The sequence below is a fragment of the Streptomyces coeruleorubidus genome (assembly GCF_008705135.1).
GTDB classification, from domain to species: Bacteria; Actinomycetota; Actinomycetes; order Streptomycetales; family Streptomycetaceae; genus Streptomyces; species Streptomyces coeruleofuscus.
Window position 1 is genome coordinate 5,662,245 of sequence record NZ_CP023694.1, and the last position, 20,916, is coordinate 5,683,160.

Consider the following 20,916-nt stretch of genomic DNA (forward strand, 5'->3'; position numbering starts at 1 on the left):
CGGAAAGCGGACGGTGGATCATCCGGACACTGCCCGCGCGATGTCGTCCACGTCGGCGAGGGCCGCGTCGAATCCCTCGTCAGCGCACACACCGACCGGGCTGAGCACCACCTCGTCCACCCCGGCCGCGCGGTACTCCTCCAGTTCGCGCGCGATGCGGGCCGGGGCGCCGTATGCCAGGACACCGGCCTCGACCAGCGCTTGCGCGCCCTTCTCCGGGTCGTCGGCGCTGACGTCGAGGCCCGCCCGGCGCAGCATGTCCACGTAGTGGTCGGTGACCAGATGGCCCGCGTTGCCCAGATAGGCCAGCCGGCGCGGATCGCGGCCCGGCCGGGCGACCGCCACGTGCACCACCGCGGCGATGCGCGGAGGGCGCCGGCCCGCTGAGCGCGCCCCCGCCTCCAGGGCGGGCCGGACCACCTCGGCCAGGTACGCCGGAGGGGTCAGCCAGGTCACCGCCACATCGGCGGTCGCGCCCGCCTTGCGGGCCATGCCGGGGCGCAGCACGCCCGCGCCCAGCTCCACCCCCGGATGCCGCACCGGGTAGAGGCCGGAGGACACCCGGTGGTACTCGCCGTGGAACTCGAAGTACTCGCCGGCCAGCGTGTGGCGGGCCACCGTCAGGTACTCGGCGACCGCGGTCGCCGGGCGGGCGTAGGGCGCGCCGAGCATGTCCTGGGCGAACTCCTGCCCTCCGGTGCCGAACGCGGCGACCACGGGGTGTCCCATGAGCTGGGCCACCGTGCGGGCCTGGAGGGCCGCCTCGTACGGGTGGCGCAGCGGGGTGAGCGCCACTCCGGTCCCCACCGGCAGCCGCACTCCCGCGCCGGCCAGGTAGGCGAGCGCCTGGAAGGTCTCGTACGTCAGCGTCTGGCCCATCCACAGCCGGTGGCAGGGGCCGTCGGCCACATGGCGGGCGAAGCGGACCAGGTCCTCGATGCGCTCCGGCATGACGGGGAACATCACGGACAGCGTCATCGCAGCGCCTCCTCCCGGTCCTGCTCCTCCTCGTCGCCGGTGCCGTCCGGGCCGTCCTCGGCCCGGTAGCCGGCCGCCTGGAGGTTGAACAGGTAGGCGTAGATGCCGTCGTGCTCCATCAGCTCGCCGTGGGTGCCCTCCTCCGCCAGCCGGCCGTCCTCGATCACGACGATCTTGTCCGCGATCCGCACCGTCGAGAACCGGTGGGCGATCACCAGCGACGTGGCCCCGGAGGCGATCTCGCGCAGCTTGCCGAACACCTCCGCCTCGGCCTCGGCGTCGATGGACGCGGTCGGCTCGTCCAGCACCAGCACGGGCGCCTGCCGCATGAACGCGCGGGCCAGTGCCACCTTCTGCCACTGGCCGCCGGAGAGCTGGGCCCCGTCCTCGAAGTGCCGCCCGAGGACGGTGTCGTAGCCCTCGTCCAGTTTCGCGACGACCTCCGCGGCGCCGCTCGCGGTGGCCGCGCGGGCGATCCGCGCCTCGTCGTCCAGGGCCTCGACCCGGCCGAAGCCGATGTTCTCGCGGGCGGGCAGCTCGTACTTGATGAAGTCCTGGAAGATCACGCCGATGCCGGACCGCAACTGGTCCACGTCGTAGTCCTCGATGGGATGCCCGTCGATGAGGATCCGCCCCGACGTCGGCTCGTACAGCCGGGTCAGCAGTTTGACGATGGTGGTCTTGCCCGCGCCGTTCTGTCCCACCAGGGCACAGCACTTGCCCGCGGGGATCAGGCACGAGAAGCCGTCGAGCGCCTTGGTGTCCGTGCCGGGGTAGACGAACGTGACGTCCCGGAACTCGATGCCGTGCCGCAGGCTCTCCGGGAAGGGACGCGCGCCGCCCTTGATGACGGACTCCGGCAGGCCGAGGTAGTCGAAGAGGTTCCCCGTGAACAGGGTGTTCTGGTACAGCGTGGCCAGGCCGACGAGCATCCCCGAACTGGCCGCGCTCACCGAGGCGATGGCCTGGAGGAAGCCCGCCAGCTCGCCCACCTCGCCGGTGTCCATCGCGGACAGCATGGCCAGTGCCATGGCGCCGGTCGCGCCGAGGACGCCGATCAGGCCGGCCGCCGCGCTCCAGCCCTCCTGCTTCATCGCCAGCCTGCGGTCCACCTCGTAGAAGCCCTGGACCAGTTCGCGGTAGCGGCGGATGAAGTGCGGGCCGAGACCGAAGAGCTTGATCTCCTTGAAGGTGTGGTCCTGGGTGGTGAGCCACTGGAAGTAGTACGCCCGCCGCCGGTCCTGGGCGCGGTCGTACTCCACCTCGAACTCCCGCTTGCCGTAGGCGGCCTGGACGACCGCCGCGGGCAGCGGCGACAGCAGGGTGATCAGCGCGGCCCACGGGTGCCAGGAGAAGAGCGCCGCGCTGATGGCGATCAGGGTGACGAGGTTCTTCACCGTCTCGACGAGGTCGCTGAAGATCTCGTACGCCCGTCCGGTGGTGCTCTCCTGGAAGGCCCGCTGCAGCCGGTCGTAGGACTCCGGGTCCTCATAGGTCGCGAGGTCCATGCGGGTGCCCTTGGCCATGACCTGTTCGCTGATCCGCGCGGTCAGCTGGAGCCCCACGACCGCCCCGAGGTACTGCACGTACGCACCGACCACATGGGCCAGCAGGGACAGGCTCAGAATGCCGGCGAGCGCCGTGATCAGCGCGTCGCGGGCGGTGTCGCCGCCGGCGGCCGTGACACCGTCGGTGACGGCGTCGACCGCCGCCGCGGTGAGCCGGATCTGCAGGCCGGGGACGACCGCCACGGCCCAGGTCAGCAGGGCGAGGACGGATATCCGGGCGGGGCTGATGCGCCAGAACAGGGCCATCAGCCGCAGCCAGTAGGAGGGGCTGCGCGACAGCTTGCGGTTCACCTCCTGCTCGTCGAGCTCCTCGGCGCTTTCCCCGTCGTGGTGGCTGGCGTCACCGGTGGTCATGCCGGTCGGCCTCCGATCGTTCTCAGTACGTTCTTCCAGACCCCGTAGATCCGCTCCTCACGGGAGAGGTCCACGGGCAACAGGCGGTTCACCGTCATGTGCGCCAGACTCGCGAGGACGTCCTCCTCGGTCCCCCACAGCTCGCCCCGCGCCGCCGCGTCGCGCACCGCCCGGCCCGCCCCGGCCGCGGCGGCCGCCTGCGTGACGAGCAGGGGCGCCAGCGCGGCGTGGTCGGCGCGGCCCCGGGGGTGCGGCCGCAGATCCCACGGGGCGAGCAACTCCCCCAGGTAGTCGCGGTGCTCCCGGTACAGCGAACGCGCCGCCGTCTCCTCCGCGCCGGCCGCACCGGGCGCCACGGCGAAGCGGGCCCGCACGTCCAGGCCCCAGCGGTCGTACAGGGCGTCGAGCACGGCGACGGCGACGAACTCGGCCCTCATGTCGAGCTCCCCGCCCCACATCCGGTCGACGACCTGGAGCGCGGTGTCACTGCCCGCCTCGAAGAGCCGCTCGATCGCGTCGTGGACGCGCGGGCCACCGTAGCGGACGACCTCCGGTTCGTACGAGGCGATTTCGAGGTCGCCGGCGAGCCCGCGCCGCACCATGTCCCGCCCGAAGGCGAGGAGTTCGGTGAGCAGCGCGCCGTGCTCCGCCGGCGTCGCCTGCCCGGGGGCGCGGAAACGGATCCGCAGATGGGGGCGGGGATCGGCGTACCGGATGAAGAACCACCGGTCGGCGCGTCCGTCGCGGCGCAGGGCGTCGGCGAGGGCGCGCAGCGGGCCGGCCAGGATCTCGTCGTGCCGGTCGAAGCAGGAGTAGAGCTTCAGGCACGACCACCGGTCCCCGGGCAGGTGCCGGGGACGCGCGACGGCGGCCGGGGCGTGGCGCGGCGAGGTCCGGTCGGGAGCGGCCGGTTGTGCGGCCTGGCCGGCCGGCAGCAGCGGGACGACCAGTTCGCTCACGTACGCGTCGCCGCTCTCGTCACGCAGCCACAGCCCGTCGAAGCCGGGCAGCATCTCCTGGAGCCGGACGGCGGAGGACGTGCGCAGCTCACGCAGGAGTTCCGTCCGGCACCCGGGCCGGTCGAGGTCGAGCAGCAGCCGGTTGTCGTGCTCGACGAGGTACACGTACCGGGGAACCCGCCACTGGGCGCGCCAGCGGGCCAGCGCGTCCCGCGTCTCGGGGGTGTCCGTGGCGCCGGGCGCGGGTTCCGCTGCCCGCGCACCGCTGTCGGTGGGCCGGGCGGCGGCCAGTTGCCCGGCGGTGAGGGTCCACTCGGCCGCGCGCAGGACGACACGGCCGCGCACGACGCGCGGCAGATACGGTCCGCCCTCCAGCCCCGCCCAGGTGAAGCCGCCGACCGTGCGCCGCCGCAGCCGCGAGACGTCGGTGAGGAAACGGCAGACGTTGGGCGCGGCGGCCGGGGTGAGCATGTGCCCCTCGGCCACGATCACCTCACGTCCCAGCCGGCGCGACCACAGGAACAGCCCCGTGTGGTCGGCGGCGACGTACAGGTCGTCGAGGGCGATCACCCGTTCCTCGGGGACCGTCGGCGGCACGTTCACCGGTATCTCGAAGTCGTGGTGCAGCGGCCGTACGGCCACGTTCGCACCGCGGCCGTGCGCGGGCACGTAGCTCAGTTCGGCGACCACCGCGTGCGGTGCGAGCTCCTGCCGGTGCCGCGCGTACCGGCGCAGGCCCTCCCGCTGTGCGTCGTCGAACAGGTCGAAGAACCGGCCGAAGGTGCAGCCGCCCGGTGCGAGCCCGTCGTCGTTGAGCACCAGCCGCCACTCACCCCGGTCGATCGCGTCGGCGCCGGCGGCGTGCACCTGGAGATAGACGTCCACGGCGGCCACGGGGGTGCCGGCCCCGGCCCCCTGGTGCCGTCCGTGCCCGTGAGCGGCCCGGTCCTCGGCCCGGTCGCGCAGCGCGGCCCGGACCAGCCGGTCCTCCAGGGCGTCGGACAGTTCCACGGCGCCGCCCGGCGGTGTGCCCCCGAGCTGCTCGGCCAGTACGCGTTCGTAGGCACGGGTGACCGGTTCGGGCCCCGGCTCGGGGGGTGCGGCGGGCGGCGGCTGGAGGTAGCCGGCAGGGGCGTCGAGGCCGGTGAGAGGGCTGAGCACATCGGTGAGCGGGACGAGGGCTCCCGTGCCGTAGCGCTCCATGAACGCCTCCGCGTAGGCCGCCAGGTGACGGTCCGGGCCGGGCAGGGCGTCGGCGAGCCGGGCCAGGACGCCCACGGCGTCGGCGGCGGCCTCACCCACGGCGGCGGTCATCCCGCCGCCGCGCAGGTCGGCCGCCGCGTCCAGGTGGAACGTCTCGCCCCGGTGGGCGGGGACGAGGGCGCGCTGCGCCGCGCGCAGGGCGACCAGTTCGTCGGCGGTGTCCGAGGTCTCGGCGTGGCGGGCGGCGCCTGCCACGCCGTCCAGCTCCCGGGCCAGATCGGCGGCCGTGGTCCCGGCGGTCTTCGCCAGTCGCTCGGCCACGTGGTGCTCGGGATGCGGCAGGGTGAGCGGCGGACGCAGGTCGGAGAGCAGGAACCCGAGGTCGAGCAGTTCCCCGATCAGCGCGTTCAGCCGCTCGGCCGGGGCGTCCGGGAACGCGGCGGAGAGTTCGGCGACGACTTCGCCGTACGGGCAGGGGACGGGCCCGCGCGTGCGCTCGCGCACCAGGCGTACCGCCTCCGTGTCGAGGATCCGGGCCGCCTTGCCCTCGCCCTGCCCGTAGGCGTCCGCCTGGGGGAGCACGATCCGTTCGCCCGACGGGTGCGCCAGGGCGTTCCACACCAGGGCGAGACCGTCGGCCGCGCCGACGCGCTGCTGTGCCTCCCGGACGAACAGCATCAGCCAGCCCATGTCCGCCCGTATCCGCTGCCGTCCGACGGCCCCGGCACCGAGCCGGGCGGTGGTACGCGGCCCGAACTCGCCCATCGTCACAGCCGCGAAGGCGCCGTAGGGGGTCGGCCGGGTGCTCATCCGGGTCAGATAGCGCAGGAGGCCGGAGCGGATGCGGCGCCCCCGCTTGCCGTCGCCGGGCTCGTGCCCCTCCCGCAGCGCGGCACCCAGGCTGGGGCTCGCGACCTCCAGTGCCCGGCGCACGCGCGGGGTGCCGGACAGCGCGCTCAGGGCGGCGTCGTCGGTGAGCCGGTGGAAGGTGGACGCGGGCAGGGCCGGGGTGCGCAGGAGGAAGAACCCGGCGTGCCGGTAGGGGGACGGGGGTGCGGCCATGGCTTCAACCACCTCGGCTGGGAAGGGAACGTGCTGCGGGAAGGGGCGGTGGCCCGGCTGGCGGATCCTCCGGCGGGCGCTCAGGACAGGAAGAACGCGGTGAACCAGCGGGGCCGGTCGCGACCCGTGACCGCGAACAGGGTGAGCGCGACGCCGGCGGCGCCGGTGAGCAGCCCGGGGTCGTCCACGAAGTTGCCGGGTACGTCCTGGTCGGCGAAGAGCAGCGGCCGGTCGTCCTCGGCGTACGCGAGGAGCTCGCCGACCAGCGAGGGGAGCGCGGCCTCGGCGTTCGGGGAGCGCCCGGAGGCGGCGAACTCGGCGCAGACGGCCACCAGTCCCGCCATGCCGTGGCACAGCGTGGGGGACAGGACGGTGCCGCGGCCCGGGCCGCGCCGCAGCACGGCGTCGAACGCGTCCGCGGCGGCGGAACCGGCCGCGTCGTCGCCGAGCGCCTCGGCGGCCCGCAGCAGTGCGACGGCGACACCGGCGGTGCCGTAGCACCAGGCCAGCTGGTCGTGTGCGTGGGGCAGCGCGTCGTTCGGAACGGTACGGCCGTTCGCGTCGAGCGGCACCCCGCGCGCCCACAGCGGCCCCTGCGCGTCGGTCAGCCGTACGGCCAGCAGCCAGTCCACGAGGCCGCGCAGTGCCGTGCGGGTCTCCGGGGCGCGGTGCCCGGCGCGCAGAGCGGCGGCGAGCGCGCCGGCCACGCCGGGGACGCCGTGGGAGAGGCCGAGGTTCAGATAGCCGTGCGGGTAGTCGGCGCGGTACTCGTCGAGCGGGTACCAGCGGGGCGCGACGGCCAGGGCGTACGGCGGACCGTCCCCGGTGCTCAGCCGCAGCAGGAAGTCCAGTGTCCGATCCGTGGCCTCGCGCATCCGCGGGCTCGGCGAGTCGACCGTGCACTGGTGGGCCAGCACGCCGGCCGCGCCGTTGATGGCGTCGTAGTCGTGGTCGGCCACGGCGCCCGAGGGCCGGTCCACGGCCAGGACCTGGTCGGCCAGACGCTCGTGCAGCCGGTCCATGCTCGGCCGGAAGCGGGGCTCGTCGGCCGCGAAGTCGGCGAGGGCGAGCGCGAGTCCGCTGGTGCCGCCGAACATCCCGGGTTCGGGCACGGGCTCGGTCTCGGTGTGCTCGAACGCCGCCCTGAGGAAGGCGAAGGCCCGGTCGTACGCGGCCCTGCCACCGCCGGCGCGGGCCGCGTACAGGTGGAGCAGGGCCAGTCCCGCGTGCCCGTGGCTGAGGGAACTGCCGTCCCACACGGCGTCGTCGGACTGGGCCGCCGCCCGTGCGGCCAGTTCGGGCAGCAGGTGGGGTCCGGCGAGCGCGTCGGCGACCCGGTCGGCGGCCTGCCGGGCCCGGGCGGTGAGCGGGGCGGGCAGCGCGACGCGGCCCCAGTGGGGTCCGGAGGTCCGGTCGGAGGGGCTGGTACGGGTGTGCGTGGGCATGGTCCCTGGCTCGCTGGGCAGGCGGACAATACGGACGGTGGTGAGATCCCGGGAGGCCGGAAGAGGGCGGGCCCGGAGGCGGTAGGCGCCGGTAGGGTGCGACGGGGTGGGGGCTGTCGTGAATTGGCCTCACGACAGCCCCCGCCTTCACCGCGGCATCGCTCGACCGGTCGGCGTGTGCCGGCCGGCCACGTCATGGCGCGCCGTGTGAAGGCTCAGTGCACGCGGATTCAGCACTTGAAGGTGCAGCCCTTGCAGGTGCAGGTCTTGATCTTCGTGCACTTCTTGGCCGAGACCTTGGTCACGATGCTGACCGTGATGGTGGGCGTCCCCTGGACGACGGCGTCCCCACCGGAACCGCTGACGCGGGCGTCCAGGGCGAACGGATCCTTCGCAACAGCCATGTTGGCTTCCTCTCTGTGACATCGAACACACCGCCAGGGGTCTGACGGAGAGCCGTCACTGTGGCGCACACCCGTTCTTGAACCGTTCCAGGAGCGTCCTTGTCTCGTTCTTTACCTTTGTGCCGGTCGGGACTTCGCAGAAGACACATGTCTGTCAGGAAGTCAAAAAGCGCTACGGTGCTGACTCGCGGCCGAAACCGGCGTGATCTCACCCGGTCGACGGCCGTGGCCGTCCGACCGACACTCGCCGTGACGGGGGAGCTGACCACTCCCCGGTGATCCACGGCGCAACAGGGGGAGATTCACGTGCAGACGTGCGAGGACTTGGAGATCAGACTGCTGTCGGGGTCGCCGGCCCTGGCGAGTCGTGGCGGAGTCAGCATCCTGCCCGCGTCGTCCCACGCGGCCCGGCTGGTGGCCTTTCTGGGGGTCCATCGCGGGGAGCGCGTCAGCCGGGACAGGCTCGTCGACCTTCTCGGCCTGTCGCGGGCGGCAGACCCCCGCGCCGCGCTCCGCAAGGCGGTCTGGCAGGTGAACAACAGCACGGACGGAAGGTTCCTGCGCGGCACGCGCACGGACCTCGGTCTCGCCGACGGCGTCCGTGTCGACTACCAGGAGGCCCGGGAACGCTGTCTGGGCCTGCTGCGTCGCGGGTTCACCGAGGTCGCCACGGCCGATCTGCCGGCTCGTTTCCGCGCCCAGCTCGAGAGCGAGGTGCTCGGGGAGTTCGAGGAGGACTGGGTGGTCGCCTGCCGGCAGGAGTGGCAGCGGCTGCGGCTGGAAGTGCTGCACGGGCTGGCCGAGGCGGAGCTGATCCGGGGCAACGCGCGTGCCGCCGTGATCAGTGCCGAACAGGTCGTGCGGTGCGACCCGTTGCGGGAGGGGGCCTGGCACACCCTGCTGAGCGCGCTGCTGGCCAGCCGTCACCGGGCCGCGGCACGACAGCGGTTCAACGAACTCGTCGACCTGCTCCGGGACGACCTCGGCGTGGCACCGATGTTCTCCTGGGAGGAGCTGCTGGAGGACCCGCCGCGAGCGCCCGTCACCGGCCTTTGGGTCTGACCGGCCTCACGTGCCTCACGGCAGCTCCGAGACCTCCGTCTCGCAGCGCAGCCGCCGGTCGGCGCCGAGCACCCGGACCGGGCCCGTGAGGGTGAGGCGCGCGGTGTGGCGTACGTCCGCGCTGGACGCCGCCAGCCGCAGCTCCAGGGCGCCGGGTTCGACCACGCGCCTGCCCGAGCGGTCGGTGAACGCCGACAGGTCCGCGTGGAAGCGGAACGTCACCCGCACCGCCTCGCCCGGGGCCGCCGCCACGCGCTGGTAGCCGATCAGCCGTACGTCGGGCCGGGTCACCGACGCCACCGGATCGTGCAGATACAGCTGCACGACCTCCGCCCCTTCGCGGTCGCCGGTGTTGCGGACGGTCACCGAGACGTCGTACGTCCCGTCGGTGCCGATCTCCGCCGGCTCCTCGCCGCCCGTGCCGTCCTCCCAGACGAACGTCGTGTACGAGCGACCGTGCCCGAAGGCGTACAGCGGGGTCGGGTCGAGGTTGCTGACCTCGCCCGCGAGGCCGAGGGGCGGCTGGAGGTACGTCCAGGGCTGGCCGCCGGGGACCTGCGGGACGCTCACGGGGAGGCGACCCGACGGGTTCACGCGGCCCGACAGCACTCCCGCCACCGCCGGGCCGCCCTCCTCCCCCGGGAAGAACGCCTGGACGACCGCGCCCAGGCGGCCGTGCCAGCGGCCGAGAGCGTAGGGACGGCCGGTCAGCAGCACCAGCACCACGGGGACGCCCGTGGCGACCAGCGCGTCCAGCAGCTCGCCCTGGGCGCCCGGCAGGGCGAGGTCCGTCGCGTCGCAGCCCTCGCCCGAGGTGCCGCGGCCGAACAGCCCCGCCCGGTCGCCGAGGACCGCCACGCACACGTCCGCCTCGGCGGTGCGGGCGACGGCCTCCTCGAAGCCGGAGGTGTCCGGGTCCGTCACGTCGCAGCCCGGCGCGAACGTCACCTTGGCGTCGGGGAGTTCGGTGCGCAGGGCGTCGAGGACCGTCGGGATCTCGATGCCGGTCGGGACGCCCGGGTGGTGGGTGAGGACGTGGGACGGGAAGGAGTAGCAGCCCAGCATGGCCAGGGCGTCGGCCGCGCGGGGGCCGATCACCGCGATCCGGGTGTCGGGGGCGAGCGGGAGCAGGCCGTCGGGGTTGTCGAGCAGGACGACCGACTCCTCGGCCAGGCGGCGGGCCAGGATGCGGTTGCGCGTCGAGTCGAGCTCGACCGGGGCGGCCGGCTCGGGGGCCCAGTCCTCGTCCAGCAGGCCCAGTTCGCACTTCTGGAGCAGGACGCGGCGGGCCGCGCGGTCCACCAGCTCCTCGGGGATCTCGCCCGAGCGGACCGCGTCCACCAGCGGATCGCCGTAGCACTTGAGGCTCGGCAGTTCGACGTCGATGCCGGCCTCCAGGGCCGCGTGGGCCGCCTCGGCCGGGGTGCCGGCCACCCGGTGGAGGGTCTGGAGGAAGCCGATGCCGAAGTAGTCCGCGACGACCGTGCCGGTGAAGCCCCACTCCTCGCGCAGGAGTCCGGTCAGCAGCTCGGGGTCCGCCGAGGCCGGCACGCCGTCCCGCTCCGTGTACGCGGCCATCACCGAACGGGCCCCGCCCTCGCGCAGCGCCATCTCGAAGGGCGGGAGTGTGACGTCCGCGAACTCGCGGATGCCGGCCCGTACGGGTGCCAGGTTGCGGGCGCCCGCCGAGGAGGCGTACCCGGCGAAATGCTTCAGCGTGGCGACGACCCCGGCCGACTCCAGGCCCCGCACATAGGCCGCGCCGACCGTGCCGACCAGGTACGGGTCCTCGCCGATCGTCTCCTCCACGCGGCCCCAGCGCGGATCGCGTACGACGTCCAGGACGGGCGCGAGGCCCTGGTGCACGCCGGCCGAGCGCAGGTCGTCGCCGATGCGGCGGGCCATCTCCTCGACCAGCGGGGGATCCCAGGTCGCTCCCCAGGCCAGCGGGACCGGGTAGGCCGTGGCCTGCCAGGCGGTGAAGCCGGCCAGGCACTCCTCGTGCGCGATCGCCGGGATGCCGAAGCGGCCGGCCTCGATGATGCGGCGCTGGGCGCGGGCCAGTGCCTGCGCGCCCAGCGCCGGGTCCACGGGGGCGGTGCCGAAGGAGCGCGTGAGCTGGCCCAGGCCGCGGGTGATCAGCTCGTCCCACTCGTAGTCCACAGTCATGTCGTGCTGGTGCGGAGCGACTCCGTCGCCGTCCGTCGAAGCGCCCACCCACACGCCGTACAGCTGGGCGGTCTTCTCCTCCAGGGTCATCCGGGAGAGCAGGTCGTCGACGCGGGCGGCGGCGGGCAGGGCGGGGTCACGCCAGGGCGCGGTGGTCATGAAGCTCCTGTCGGGTGGACGGACGGCCCTCTCACGAACGGTGCTCACGAGCGTCTCTCACGCCCGCTTCCACGAATGTTTCGGTAAGTATGTCGAATGTTCCGGGAACCTATGGCGCCCCGGGGACTTCGTCAAGGGGGCCCGCAGGGATACGATCGCCGCCATGACATCCCCGGAGCCGGTGGAAAGCCGGACGCAAAACCGGACGCAGGGGCGCAGCGCGCAGACCGCGACGCTCGCCGAGATCGCCCGTGAGGCCGGTGTGTCGGCGCCGACTGTTTCGAAGGTCCTCAACGGCCGCGCCGACGTCGCCCCCGCGACCCGGGCCCGTGTCGAGGATCTGCTGCGGGCCCACGGCTACCGGCGCCGCCGGGCCGAGGCGACCCGCTCACCCCTGATCGACCTGGTCTTCCACGAGCTGGAGAGCGCCTGGGCGCTGGAGGTCATCCGGGGTGTGGAGAACGTGGCCCGGGACGCGGGGCTCAGCGTGGTGCTGTCGGAGAGCGCGGGGCGGCTCACCCCCGGGCGGACCTGGGCCGACCAGGTCGCCGCGCGCCGCCCGCACGGCGTGGTCCTGGTCCTGTCCGGGCTCGACGAGTCGCAGCGGGCGCTGCTGACCAGCCGCGCCATCCCGTTCGTGGTGATGGACCCGGCCGGCGACCCGGGCGCCGACGTGCCGTCCATCGGCGCGACCAACTGGCAGGGCGGTCTCGCGGCCACCCGGCATCTGGTCGAGCTGGGGCACCGCAGGATCGGCGCGATCAGCGGGCCGACGCAGATGATGTGCAGCCGCGCCCGGGTCGACGGCTACCGGGCCGCGCTGGAGACGGCCGGGCTGCCGGTCGACCCCGGGCTGATCGCGAACGGCGACTTCCACCACGAGGCCGGCTACCGGCTGGGTCTGGAGCTGCTGCGCCGCCCGGACCGGCCGACCGCCGTCTTCGCCGGGAACGACCTCCAGGCGCTCGGGCTGTACGAGGCCGCGCGCGAGCTGGGGCTGCGCATCCCCGAGGACCTGAGCGTGGTCGGGTTCGACGATCTGCCGGTGGCGCCCCTGGTCGGGCCGCCGCTGACGACCGTACGGCAGCCGCTGACGGAGATGGCCGAGGCCGCGGCCAAGCTGGTCCTCGACCTCGGCCGTGAGGCGGGCACCCCGGCTGCCACCCGGGTGGAGCTGGCGACGAGCCTGGTGGTGCGCAGCAGTACGGCGGCGCCAGCGGGCGGCTGACCGCTGACCGCTGTTGCCGTATTGACGGGTGTTCCGAGCGTCTCCACACTGCACCGAAGCCAATCGGTTGCACCACCGAAACTTTCGGAGGCACCCGCAATGAGATCGCTGAGATCGGGCTTACTCGCATCCCTGCTGGCCGGAGTCGTCACGGCCGGCTCCCTGCTGCTCGCGGCCCCCGTGTCGCACGCCGCCGACGTCCCGCTGCGCGACCTCGCCGAAGCCAAGGACAAGGTCATGGGCACGGCGGTCACCGGCTCGAAACTCACCGGCACCTACGGCGAGATCGCCGGGCGCGAGTTCAACTGGCTCACCCCCGGCAACGCCATGAAGTGGGGGTCCGTCGAGCCGAGCCGGGGCAGCTACGACTGGGCCGAGGCCGACCAGATCGTGGACTTCGCCGAGGCCCACGACCAGCAGGTGCGCGGCCACACCCTGCTCTGGCACCAGCAGAACCCGGGCTGGCTGACGAACGGAAGCTGGACCCGGGACCAGCTCAGCGCCATCGTCCAGGACCACATCGCCACCGAGGTCGGCCGCTACAAGGGCCGGCTGGCCGCCTGGGACGTGGTGAACGAGCCCTTCAACGAGGACGGCACCTACCGCCGGACCCTCTTCCACGACACCCTCGGCCAGGACTACATCGCGCAGGCCCTCACCTGGGCCCGGGCCGCCGACCCCGGCGCCAGGCTGTACATCAACGACTACAACGTCGAGGGCGTCAACGCGAAGAGCACGGCCCTCTACAACCTGGTCAAGTCGCTGAAGGAGCGCGGCGTCCCGATCGACGGAGTCGGGCTCCAGGCCCATCTCATCGTCGGCCAGGTGCCCTCGACGATGCAGCAGAACATCCAGCGCTTCGCCGACCTGGGCGTCGACGTGGCGATCACCGAGCTGGACATCCGGATGCAGCTTCCGGCGACGCAGGCGAAGCTGACCCAGCAGGCCGCCGACTACAAGGCGGTCATGAACGCCTGCGTGGCGGTCGCGCGCTGTTCCGGCGTCACCGTCTGGGGCTTCACCGACTCCGACTCCTGGATCCCGGACACCTTCCCCGGCCAGGGCGCGGCCACGCCGTACGACGAGAACTACCAGCCGAAACCGGCGTACCACGCCATCGCCGAGGCGCTCGGCGGGACGACGACCCCGCCCACGGGCGCCTGCTCGGCGACGTACAGCGTCACCAGCCAGTGGAGCACGGGCTATACGGGCCAGGTGCGGATCGCCTGCTCGGGGGCCTCGCTGTCGTCGTGGAAGGCGAACTGGACGTTCGGCGCCGGGCAGCGGATCGCGCAGGCCTGGAACGCGAGCTGCACGCAGTCGGGTGCGGCGGTGAGTTGCGTGAACGCCTCCTACAACGGGTCTGTGCCGGACGGTGGTTCGGTCACGTTCGGCTTCAACGGCTCATGGAGCGGGAGCAACCCGGTGCCCGTGGTGACTCTGGGGTGAGACCGGACGGAGAAGTCTGAGAATTTCCGAAGAAAATCGCCCTGGGGGTCCTGCTCGTAATAATTCGGACTTACGTTCCTGCCCGTGACAGGACGCGACGGGAGCGGGGACGCGGGCAGAGCAGTGGGCCGGCGGTCCAGAGCGCTGCGGATCGCCGGCTTCTCCCTCGCGGGTGCGCTGGTGCTGGGCATCGGGGCGGCGGGCTGGGCCTACCGGCATCTCAGCGACAACATCACCAGCGTCGACATCGACAACGCGCTGGGCGACAACCGCCCGCCGAAGCCGGAGGTCACGCCCTCCTCCTCCGCAGCGGCCCTGCCCAGCGAGGCGCTCAACATCCTGGTCCTGGGCTCGGACTCGCGCAGCGGCGAGGAGAACCGCAGGCTCGGCGGCGGCGACAGCTCCGGTGCGCGCTCCGACACGGCGATGGTCGTCCACCTCGACGCCGGGCGCACCGGCGCGACGGTGGTGAGCATCCCGCGCGACACCCTGGTCACCCGCCCCTCCTGCCCGCGCCCGTCCGGCGGGTCGACGGCCGTCGCGCACCACTCCATGTTCAACAACGCCTACGCGGTGGGCGGTCCGGTCTGTGCGGTCAAAACGGTCGAGGCGGTCACCGGCGTCCGCATGGACCACTACATCGAGATCGACTTCTCCGGCTTCGCGAAGCTCGTCGACGCGCTCGGCGGCGTCACCGTCACCACGGACGAGGACATCGCCGACGACGACAGCCATCTGCGTCTCAAGGCGGGCACCCACCACCTGGACGGCACCCGGGCCCTCGCCCTGGCCCGCACCCGGCACGGCATAGGAGACGGCAGCGACCTGGGCCGCATAGGCCTCCAGCAGAAGCTGGTGAAGGCGCTGCTGGAACAGATCGCCGCGCGGGACCTGCTCACCGACCCGGCGAAGCTGTACCGGGTCGCGGACGCCGTGACCGCCGGCCTCACCACCGACACCGGCCTGGACTCCCTCGCCGAGCTGACCCGGCTCGGGCAGAGCCTGAAGGACCTGTCGGCGAGCGCGGTACGGACGGTGACGATGCCGGTGGTGCGGGCGCCGTCGGATCCCAACCGGGTGGTGGCCGAGGAGCCCGAGGCGCGGGAGCTGTGGGAGTCACTGCGCTGACCTGTACAAACGCGCTCGGAAAAATTCTTGGAGAAAAGTCCGGCGAGCGTGTCGATCCGGACGTCTCCCGATCGACGCAGGGGTGAGAGCGGGGAAAGGCCTCGCTCCGCAGAGCCCCGAGGAGTCACCATGCCGCGCTTTCTCACCCTGATCCGCATCGACGAGAAGAACGCCCCCGCCGAGGGCCCGAGCCCCGAACTCCAGGAGCGGATGGGCAAGCTCCTGGAGGAGATCACCAAGGCCGGGGTCATGCTCGACACGGCCGGGCTCACCCCGACCGCGGACGGCAGCCGGGTGACCTGGGAGGACGGGAAGCTGTCCGTCACCGACGGGCCGTTCACGGAGTCCAAGGAGGTCATCGGCGGCTACTCGATCAGCCAGTGCAAGGACAAGGCCGAGGCGATCGAGTGGACCAAGCGGTTCCTGTCCCTGCACGAGGACTACTGGACGATCACCGCGGAGGTCCGGCAGATCGCCGAGGGCTGACCGGTCCTCCTTGGCCGGAAGGCGCCACGGGTGTCTGATGGTGGGCTGTGACCCCGCAGCCCACCGCCGACCCGAGCGGCACCACGGCCGATCCGAGCCGCACCACCGCCGGTCCGAGCGGCGCTACGGCCGGCCCGAGCGGCACCGCGGCTGATCCGAGCCGCACAACGGCCGGTCCGAGCGGCGCTACGGCCGACCCGAGCCGCACCACTACCGACCCGAGCCGCACCCACACAGCCATCGAAACAGTCTTCCGCATCGAGTCGCCCCGCATCATCGCCGGCGTCGCCCGGGTCGTCCGGGACGTCGGCATCGCGGAGGAACTCGCGCAGGACGCGCTGGTCGCCGCGCTGGAGCAGTGGCCCCGGGACGGGGTGCCCGACAACCCGGGCGCCTGGCTCATGGCCACCGCCCGCAACCGCGCCGTCGACCTGGTCCGCCGCCGCGAGAACTACGCCCGCAAGCTGGCGGAGATCGGCCGGGACCTGTCGACGGTGTCTCCCCCGGAAGAGCCCGCCGACCCGGACGACATCGACGACGACCTGCTCCGCCTGGTCTTCACCGCCTGCCACCCGGTCCTGTCCACCGAGGCCCGCACCGCCCTCACGCTGCGCCTCCTCGGCGGCCTCACCACGGCCGAGATCGCCCGCGCGTTCCTGGTCCCCGAGCCGACCGTCGCCCAGCGCATCGTCCGCGCCAAGCGCACCCTGGCGACGCGGAACATCGCCTTCGAGGTGCCCTACGGCCCCGACCGCGAGGCCCGCCTCGGCTCGGTCCTCGACGTCATCTACCTCGTCTTCAACGAGGGATACGCCGCCACGGCCGGCGACGACTGGCTCCGCCCGTCCCTGTGCGAGGACGCCCTGCGCCTGGCCCGGGTGCTCTCGGCCCTCATGCCGAAGGAACCCGAGGTGCACGGCCTGACCGCGCTCCTGGAGTTCCAGGCGTCCCGCACGGCAGCCCGCACGGGCCCCTCCGGCGAACCCGTCCTCCTCAAGGACCAGAACCGCGCCCGCTGGAACCGCATGCTCATCGGCCGCGGCATCACCGCGCTGGGCAGGGCCGAGGCCGCCTCCTCCGGCACCCCGGGCCCGTACCTCCTCCAGGCCGCCATCGCCGCCTGCCACGCGCACGCGTACACCTACGAGGAGACCGACTGGTCCCGCATCGCCACTCTGTACGGCGTCCTGGCCGCCCGCTCCCCGTCGCCGGTAGTCGAACTGAACCGCGCGGTGGCCGTCTCGATGGCCGAGGGCCCGGCCCCCGCCCTGGCCATCGTCGACTCCCTGCTGGCCGACCCCGCCCTGCGGGACTACCACCTGCTGCCCAGCGTGCGAGGTGACCTCCTGTCCCGCCTGGGCCGCACGGCGGAGGCCCGGGCGGAGTTCGAACGGGCGGCGTCGCTGACGCGCAACGAGCGGGAAAGGGAACTGCTGTCGCGGCGGGCGGCGGAGCAGACCTGACGGCTCCTGCCCACGCGGGGTGCCGGCTCCCGCCTACGCGGGGTGCCCGATGAGCATCGCCGGTGCTCCCGCCACCCGCGTCAGGAACACCGTGGCCGAGTGCCGGCCCTGAGGCTTCACCTTCCTGCGGAGCTCCTCCGGCTCGACCGCCGAGCCCCGCTTCTTCACCGTGAGGTTGCCGACCTCCCGCTCCCGCAGCAGGGCCTTCAGCTTCTTGACGTTGAAAGGGAGATGGTCGGTGATCTCGTAGGCGGTGGCGTACGGGGTCGGGTGCAGTGCGTCGGCCGTGACGTACGCGATGGTCGCGTCGAGCAGTCCGCCGCCGACCTCGTCGGCCACCTCGGCGACCAGATGGGCCCGGATGACGGCCCCGTCGGGCTCGTAGAGGTAGCGGCCGGGCGGGCGGACCGCCGGGTCGGGCAGGCCGCGGGAGAGCAGCGTGCGCGGGCCCGGCAGCAGGGTGGCCCGTACGGCCCCGGGCGCGGTGCCGAACCACAGCACCGCCTCCTTCACGTCGCCGCCGTCGGAGATCCACTCGGCCTCGGCGTCCTCGGGGACCGCCTCGTGCGGGATGCCGGGGGCGATCTTCAGCGCGGCGGCACGAGGGGCGCGGCGGGCGGCGGAGACCGCCCAGGACAGCGGCGGCGAGTACGCCTCGGGGTCGAAGATCCGGCCCCGGCCGCCGCGCCTGGCCGGGTCGACGAACACGGCGTCGTACCCGGCCGTGTCCACCTCGGTGACATCCGCCTCCCGCACCTCGATCAGGCCGGACAGGCCCAGGGCCTCGGCGTTCGCCCGTGCCGCCGCGGCCGTCATCGGATCCCGGTCGACGGCCAGGACCCGGATCCCGGCCCGGGCCAGCGCGATCGCGTCACCGCCGATGCCGCAGCACAGGTCGGCGACCGAGGCCACGCCCGCCTCCGCGAGCCGCCGTGCCCGGTAGGCCGCCACGCTCGCCCGGGTCGACTGCTCGACCCCGTTCGGCGTGAAGAACATCCGCCCCGCGTCCTCGGCCCCGAACTTCACCACCGCCCGCTGCCGCAGCCGCGCCTGGCCCAGCGCCGCCGACACCAGCTCGGCCGGATGCTCGCGGCGCAACCGGGTCGCGACGGCCAGCTCCCGAGCCGGATCGGTGTCCCGCACCTCGTCGAGGAGAGCGCGGCCTTCGGGGCTGAGGAGGAGGGCGAGGTCGTTCACCGGATCATTGTCGGCCACGGGTGGTGGGAGTGGTGGGGGTGGTCTGGGCGGCGGGGTGGTCTGGGCTGGGGTGGCCGTCGGTCCAACTGCGGGGTGCGGGTCGGTCCGGGCCCGGGACACGGACCGATCCGGGCTGGGACGGGGATCGGGCCGGGATGCGGTTCGGGTTCGGGGCCGGGGATTGCGGTTCGGGTTCGGGCCGGGGATGCGGACCGGACCGGGCCAGGGACGCGGGTTGGTCCGGGCCAGAGACGCGGACCGGTCCGGGCCAGGGACGCCGGTCGGTCCGCGCCCAGTCCCCCGCGCAGGCCGGGCGCCGAGCTCCTGCTCCGCGGGCGTCCGCTGCCCCGGCGGCCCCCCTGCCCCCGCTGCCCCGGCTGCGCCGGGAGCGGCGCGCCGGTTCCGGCATCCTGCGGCCCCGCCGGAACTGGGTGGCCGTCCCGGTGGTCCGCCGTGCCGCGCAGGCCGGCCCGGCCCGGCCTGCGCGGGGGACTGGCCAGCGGCCCGCAGACCGTCGTCCGTGGTCGTCCGCGTGCGCGCCCGAAGGCCGCCCCCGGCCCGGGTGGACCGGCCTGGTCCGTCCGCCTGCGCGCGGGGCCGGACCAACCGCGTGTGGGCCACTCGGTGGATGGTGCGCCGCCGGTCGCGGTGTCGGGGCCGATCCGGGAAGGCCGGCTGCGAGGATCCCGCATCATGCGAGCAGTCGTACAAAATGACAAAAGCCGGGCATCTGGCGGTGTGCGGATCGGCCTCGCGCTGCTCACCCTCGCCGCCATCGCCTCGGGCTGCGCGCAGGGCGACAGCGGCCGGATCCCCCCGGCCGGCGGCCAGCAGCCCCTCGACGCGCCCCCGGCCCGCGCGCTCGACTCCTACGCCTCCAAGCTGCGCGCCGCGCACGCCGCACGGATCGTCGCGGCGCAGCGCTGGGGGCTGAGAAGGGTCCCCCTGACCGCCCCGCCGGCCCCCGTCAAGAAGCCGAGGATCAGGACCCGCGAGGGCTTCGAGGTGGAGGGTCACCGGAGACGGAACCTGCCGCCCGTCTTCACCACGGTCCCCACCCGGGACAAGGTCGTCTTCCTCACCATCGACGACGGCGCCGAGAAGGACCCGGCGTTCCTGCGGATGATGAGCGAGCTGAAGATCCCGTACAGCGCCTTCCTCAGCGGCTACCTGATCAAGGACGACTACCGCTACTTCGAGAAGATGCAGGACGCGGGTGTGGTCCTGAACAACCACACCCTCCGCCACCGCTACATGCCGGGCCTGTCGTACCGGGCGCAGAAGCGCGAGATCTGCGGCATGCAGCGCCTCATCGGGAAGCGCTACGGCAAGCGCCCGGCCCTCTTCCGCCCGCCCTTCGGCAGCTACGACAGGGCGACCCTGCGCGCCGCCAAGGCCTGCGGAATCGAATACGTCCCCCTCTGGAACCAGGAGGTCTTCGCCGACCGCTGGGAGTACCGCGAGTGGGACCGGAAACTGCACCCGGGCGACATCGTCCTCACCCACTTCCGCGGTCGCGGCCAGTGGCAGGGCACGATGCCGGACATGATCCGCCGTTTCCTGAGCAAGGTCACGGCCGAGGGCTACGCGGTGGGCCGGCTGGAGGACTACCTGTGAGGCGGCGGTCGCCGGCCGCCGTGGTGTGCGCGGGGGTGATCCTGCTGGCCGGCTGCGCCGGGGCCGCGGGGGAGCGGACGGCGGCGGACGGCCGGGGCCAGTCACCGACGCACGCGTCGAGCGGCGTCCGCGGGCCGGACCCGGACGACCGGGACGACCGAGGTGACCGACGCGGTCTTCCGCCCGTCGTGGACCACGTCCGCACCCGCGACCGGGTGGTCTTCCTGACCTACGACGACGGCGCCGAGCGCGACCCCCGCTTCGTCGGCCTCGTCCGCGAACGGCGGCTCCCGGTCAGCATGTTCCTCACGGACAGCGTCGTGGGGCCCGGCTACGGCCACTTCGCCCGCCTGCGCGCGGTCGGCGCGTCCATCCAGAACCACACCCTCGACCACCCCGCCCTGCGCGGCCTGCCCTACGCAGGCCAGCGTGCCGAGATCTGCGGACAGCAGCACAAACTCCGCTCCCGTTTCGGCATCCGCCCCCGCCTCTTCCGCCCGCCCTACGGCGTGTACGACACGACGACCCTGCGCGCCGCCGCCGACTGCGGCATCCGGGCGGTCGTCCTCTGGAGGGCGTCCCTGGGGCCCGACGGCACCCTGACGTACACCCGCGGCGAGCCCCGCCTGCGCCCCGGCGACGTCATCTCGGTGCCGTCGGGCGAGAGTGCGTCCCTGACGCTCACGGAACGGACTCGGCGCCTGCTGGGGGAGATCGAGGGCAAGGGGCTGCGGGTGGGGCGGCTGGAGGACTACCTCTGACGTCTCGGCCGGCGGTTTCGTTCAGCCCGTCCGGCGCTTGAGGACGAGGCCGTCCAGGCCGAATCGGGGGCCCGGGGGCGGCAGCCCCCGGAAGACCAGGACACCGACGCCGGGCACCTGCGCAAACGTACGGCGACATCGGAACCGGCCGACGCGCCGCCGGCAATTGGCACTCCGCTTGACCGAGTGCTAATCGCAGTCATAGTCTCGGCTCTGGCACTCCC

The 20,916-nt window shown here is 73.4% G+C and carries 15 protein-coding genes; 8 read left to right on the forward strand and 7 right to left on the reverse strand.

Annotation, left to right across the window (positions count from 1 at the left end):
- Positions 1-18 precede the first annotated feature (18 nt).
- The 5 genes from CP976_RS26325 to CP976_RS43015 all read right to left on the reverse strand — a co-directional run bounded on the left by CP976_RS26325 (position 19) and on the right by CP976_RS43015 (position 7,973).
- Positions 19-978, reverse strand: coding sequence for an LLM class flavin-dependent oxidoreductase (locus tag CP976_RS26325; protein WP_150482551.1), 960 nt, complete (start codon positions 976-978; stop codon positions 19-21).
- Entirely contained in the window at positions 975-2,900 is a 1,926-nt protein-coding gene (locus CP976_RS26330) for an ABC transporter ATP-binding protein (protein ID WP_150482552.1), read from the reverse strand. Before CP976_RS26330 ends, CP976_RS26325 begins: the two co-directional genes overlap by 4 nt.
- On the reverse strand, positions 2,897-6,124 hold the full coding sequence (locus CP976_RS26335; RefSeq protein WP_150482553.1) for a lantibiotic dehydratase: 3,228 nt from the start codon (positions 6,122-6,124) through the stop codon (positions 2,897-2,899). Before CP976_RS26335 ends, CP976_RS26330 begins: the two co-directional genes overlap by 4 nt.
- Before the next feature lie 80 nt (positions 6,125-6,204).
- Positions 6,205-7,569: a lanthionine synthetase C family protein gene (locus CP976_RS26340; protein ID WP_150482554.1), complete on the reverse strand. Its 1,365-nt coding sequence runs from the start codon at positions 7,567-7,569 to the stop codon at positions 6,205-6,207.
- A gap of 230 nt (positions 7,570-7,799) precedes the next feature.
- Positions 7,800-7,973: a hypothetical protein gene (locus CP976_RS43015; protein ID WP_167537421.1), complete on the reverse strand. Its 174-nt coding sequence runs from the start codon at positions 7,971-7,973 to the stop codon at positions 7,800-7,802.
- A 306-nt stretch (positions 7,974-8,279) separates the two neighbouring features.
- Here CP976_RS43015 and CP976_RS26345 point away from each other — a divergent pair, with 306 nt between their 5' ends.
- Positions 8,280-9,035 (forward strand): AfsR/SARP family transcriptional regulator, encoded by a 756-nt coding sequence (locus CP976_RS26345; RefSeq protein WP_167537422.1) that lies wholly within the window; start codon positions 8,280-8,282, stop codon positions 9,033-9,035.
- A 15-nt stretch (positions 9,036-9,050) separates the two neighbouring features.
- On the opposite strand, the gene CP976_RS26350 is transcribed toward CP976_RS26345, so the two are convergent.
- Positions 9,051-11,363 (reverse strand): beta-xylosidase/alpha-l-arabinosidase, encoded by a 2,313-nt coding sequence (locus CP976_RS26350; RefSeq protein ID WP_150482556.1) that lies wholly within the window; start codon positions 11,361-11,363, stop codon positions 9,051-9,053.
- Positions 11,364-11,526: 163 nt separating this feature from the next.
- On the opposite strand from CP976_RS26350, the gene CP976_RS26355 reads away from it, so the two are divergent.
- The 5 genes from CP976_RS26355 (at position 11,527) to CP976_RS26375 (ending at position 17,117) form a co-directional block, all read left to right on the forward strand.
- Complete coding sequence (locus CP976_RS26355; RefSeq protein ID WP_150482557.1) at positions 11,527-12,591, forward strand: LacI family DNA-binding transcriptional regulator; 1,065 nt, start codon at positions 11,527-11,529, stop codon at positions 12,589-12,591.
- A 99-nt stretch (positions 12,592-12,690) separates the two neighbouring features.
- On the forward strand, positions 12,691-14,040 hold the full coding sequence (locus tag CP976_RS26360; RefSeq protein WP_190146878.1) for a glycoside hydrolase family 10 protein: 1,350 nt from the start codon (positions 12,691-12,693) through the stop codon (positions 14,038-14,040).
- A 123-nt stretch (positions 14,041-14,163) separates the two neighbouring features.
- Entirely contained in the window at positions 14,164-15,168 is a 1,005-nt protein-coding gene (locus CP976_RS26365; RefSeq protein ID WP_150485516.1) for an LCP family protein, read from the forward strand.
- Between the two features lie 129 nt (positions 15,169-15,297).
- Complete coding sequence (locus CP976_RS26370) at positions 15,298-15,654, forward strand: YciI family protein (protein WP_086600897.1); 357 nt, start codon at positions 15,298-15,300, stop codon at positions 15,652-15,654.
- Positions 15,655-15,893: 239 nt separating this feature from the next.
- The gene (locus CP976_RS26375; protein ID WP_190146896.1) at positions 15,894-17,117 is read left to right on the forward strand and encodes an RNA polymerase sigma factor; all 1,224 of its coding nucleotides are present in this window, start codon (positions 15,894-15,896) and stop codon (positions 17,115-17,117) included.
- A 33-nt stretch (positions 17,118-17,150) separates the two neighbouring features.
- Here CP976_RS26375 and CP976_RS26380 read toward each other — a convergent pair whose 3' ends face one another.
- A complete protein-coding gene (locus CP976_RS26380) occupies positions 17,151-18,314 on the reverse strand; it encodes a THUMP-like domain-containing protein (RefSeq protein ID WP_167537423.1) in 1,164 nt (387 codons plus the stop codon).
- 693 nt (positions 18,315-19,007) lie between these two features.
- On the opposite strand from CP976_RS26380, the gene CP976_RS26385 reads away from it, so the two are divergent.
- Together CP976_RS26385 and CP976_RS26390 are read left to right on the forward strand one after the other, a co-directional pair.
- Positions 19,008-19,931, forward strand: a complete 924-nt coding sequence (locus CP976_RS26385) for a polysaccharide deacetylase family protein (RefSeq protein WP_150482560.1) — start codon at positions 19,008-19,010, stop codon at positions 19,929-19,931.
- Positions 19,928-20,692 carry a polysaccharide deacetylase family protein gene (locus tag CP976_RS26390; RefSeq protein ID WP_150482561.1) on the forward strand — a complete coding sequence of 255 codons (765 nt, stop codon included), beginning with the start codon at positions 19,928-19,930 and terminating at the stop codon, positions 20,690-20,692. Before CP976_RS26385 ends, CP976_RS26390 begins: the two co-directional genes overlap by 4 nt.
- The last annotated feature ends 224 nt before the right edge of the window (positions 20,693-20,916 follow it).

What these genes read in the sequence shown, in the direction of transcription:
- CP976_RS26325 (WP_150482551.1), bottom strand. Translation starts at nt 978, where the DNA reads ATGACGCTGTCCGTGATGTTCCCCGTCATGCCGGAGCGCATCGAGGAC.
- CP976_RS26330 (WP_150482552.1), bottom strand. Translation starts at nt 2,900, where the DNA reads ATGACCACCGGTGACGCCAGCCACCACGACGGGGAAAGCGCCGAGGAG.
- CP976_RS26335 (WP_150482553.1), bottom strand. Translation starts at nt 6,124, where the DNA reads ATGGCCGCACCCCCGTCCCCCTACCGGCACGCCGGGTTCTTCCTCCTG.
- CP976_RS26340 (WP_150482554.1), bottom strand. Translation starts at nt 7,569, where the DNA reads ATGCCCACGCACACCCGTACCAGCCCCTCCGACCGGACCTCCGGACCC.
- CP976_RS43015 (WP_167537421.1), bottom strand. Translation starts at nt 7,973, where the DNA reads ATGGCTGTTGCGAAGGATCCGTTCGCCCTGGACGCCCGCGTCAGCGGT.
- CP976_RS26350 (WP_150482556.1), bottom strand. Translation starts at nt 11,363, where the DNA reads ATGACCACCGCGCCCTGGCGTGACCCCGCCCTGCCCGCCGCCGCCCGC.
- CP976_RS26355 (WP_150482557.1), top strand. Translation starts at nt 11,527, where the DNA reads ATGACATCCCCGGAGCCGGTGGAAAGCCGGACGCAAAACCGGACGCAG.
- CP976_RS26360 (WP_190146878.1), top strand. Translation starts at nt 12,691, where the DNA reads ATGAGATCGCTGAGATCGGGCTTACTCGCATCCCTGCTGGCCGGAGTC.
- CP976_RS26370 (WP_086600897.1), top strand. Translation starts at nt 15,298, where the DNA reads ATGCCGCGCTTTCTCACCCTGATCCGCATCGACGAGAAGAACGCCCCC.
- CP976_RS26385 (WP_150482560.1), top strand. Translation starts at nt 19,008, where the DNA reads ATGCGAGCAGTCGTACAAAATGACAAAAGCCGGGCATCTGGCGGTGTG.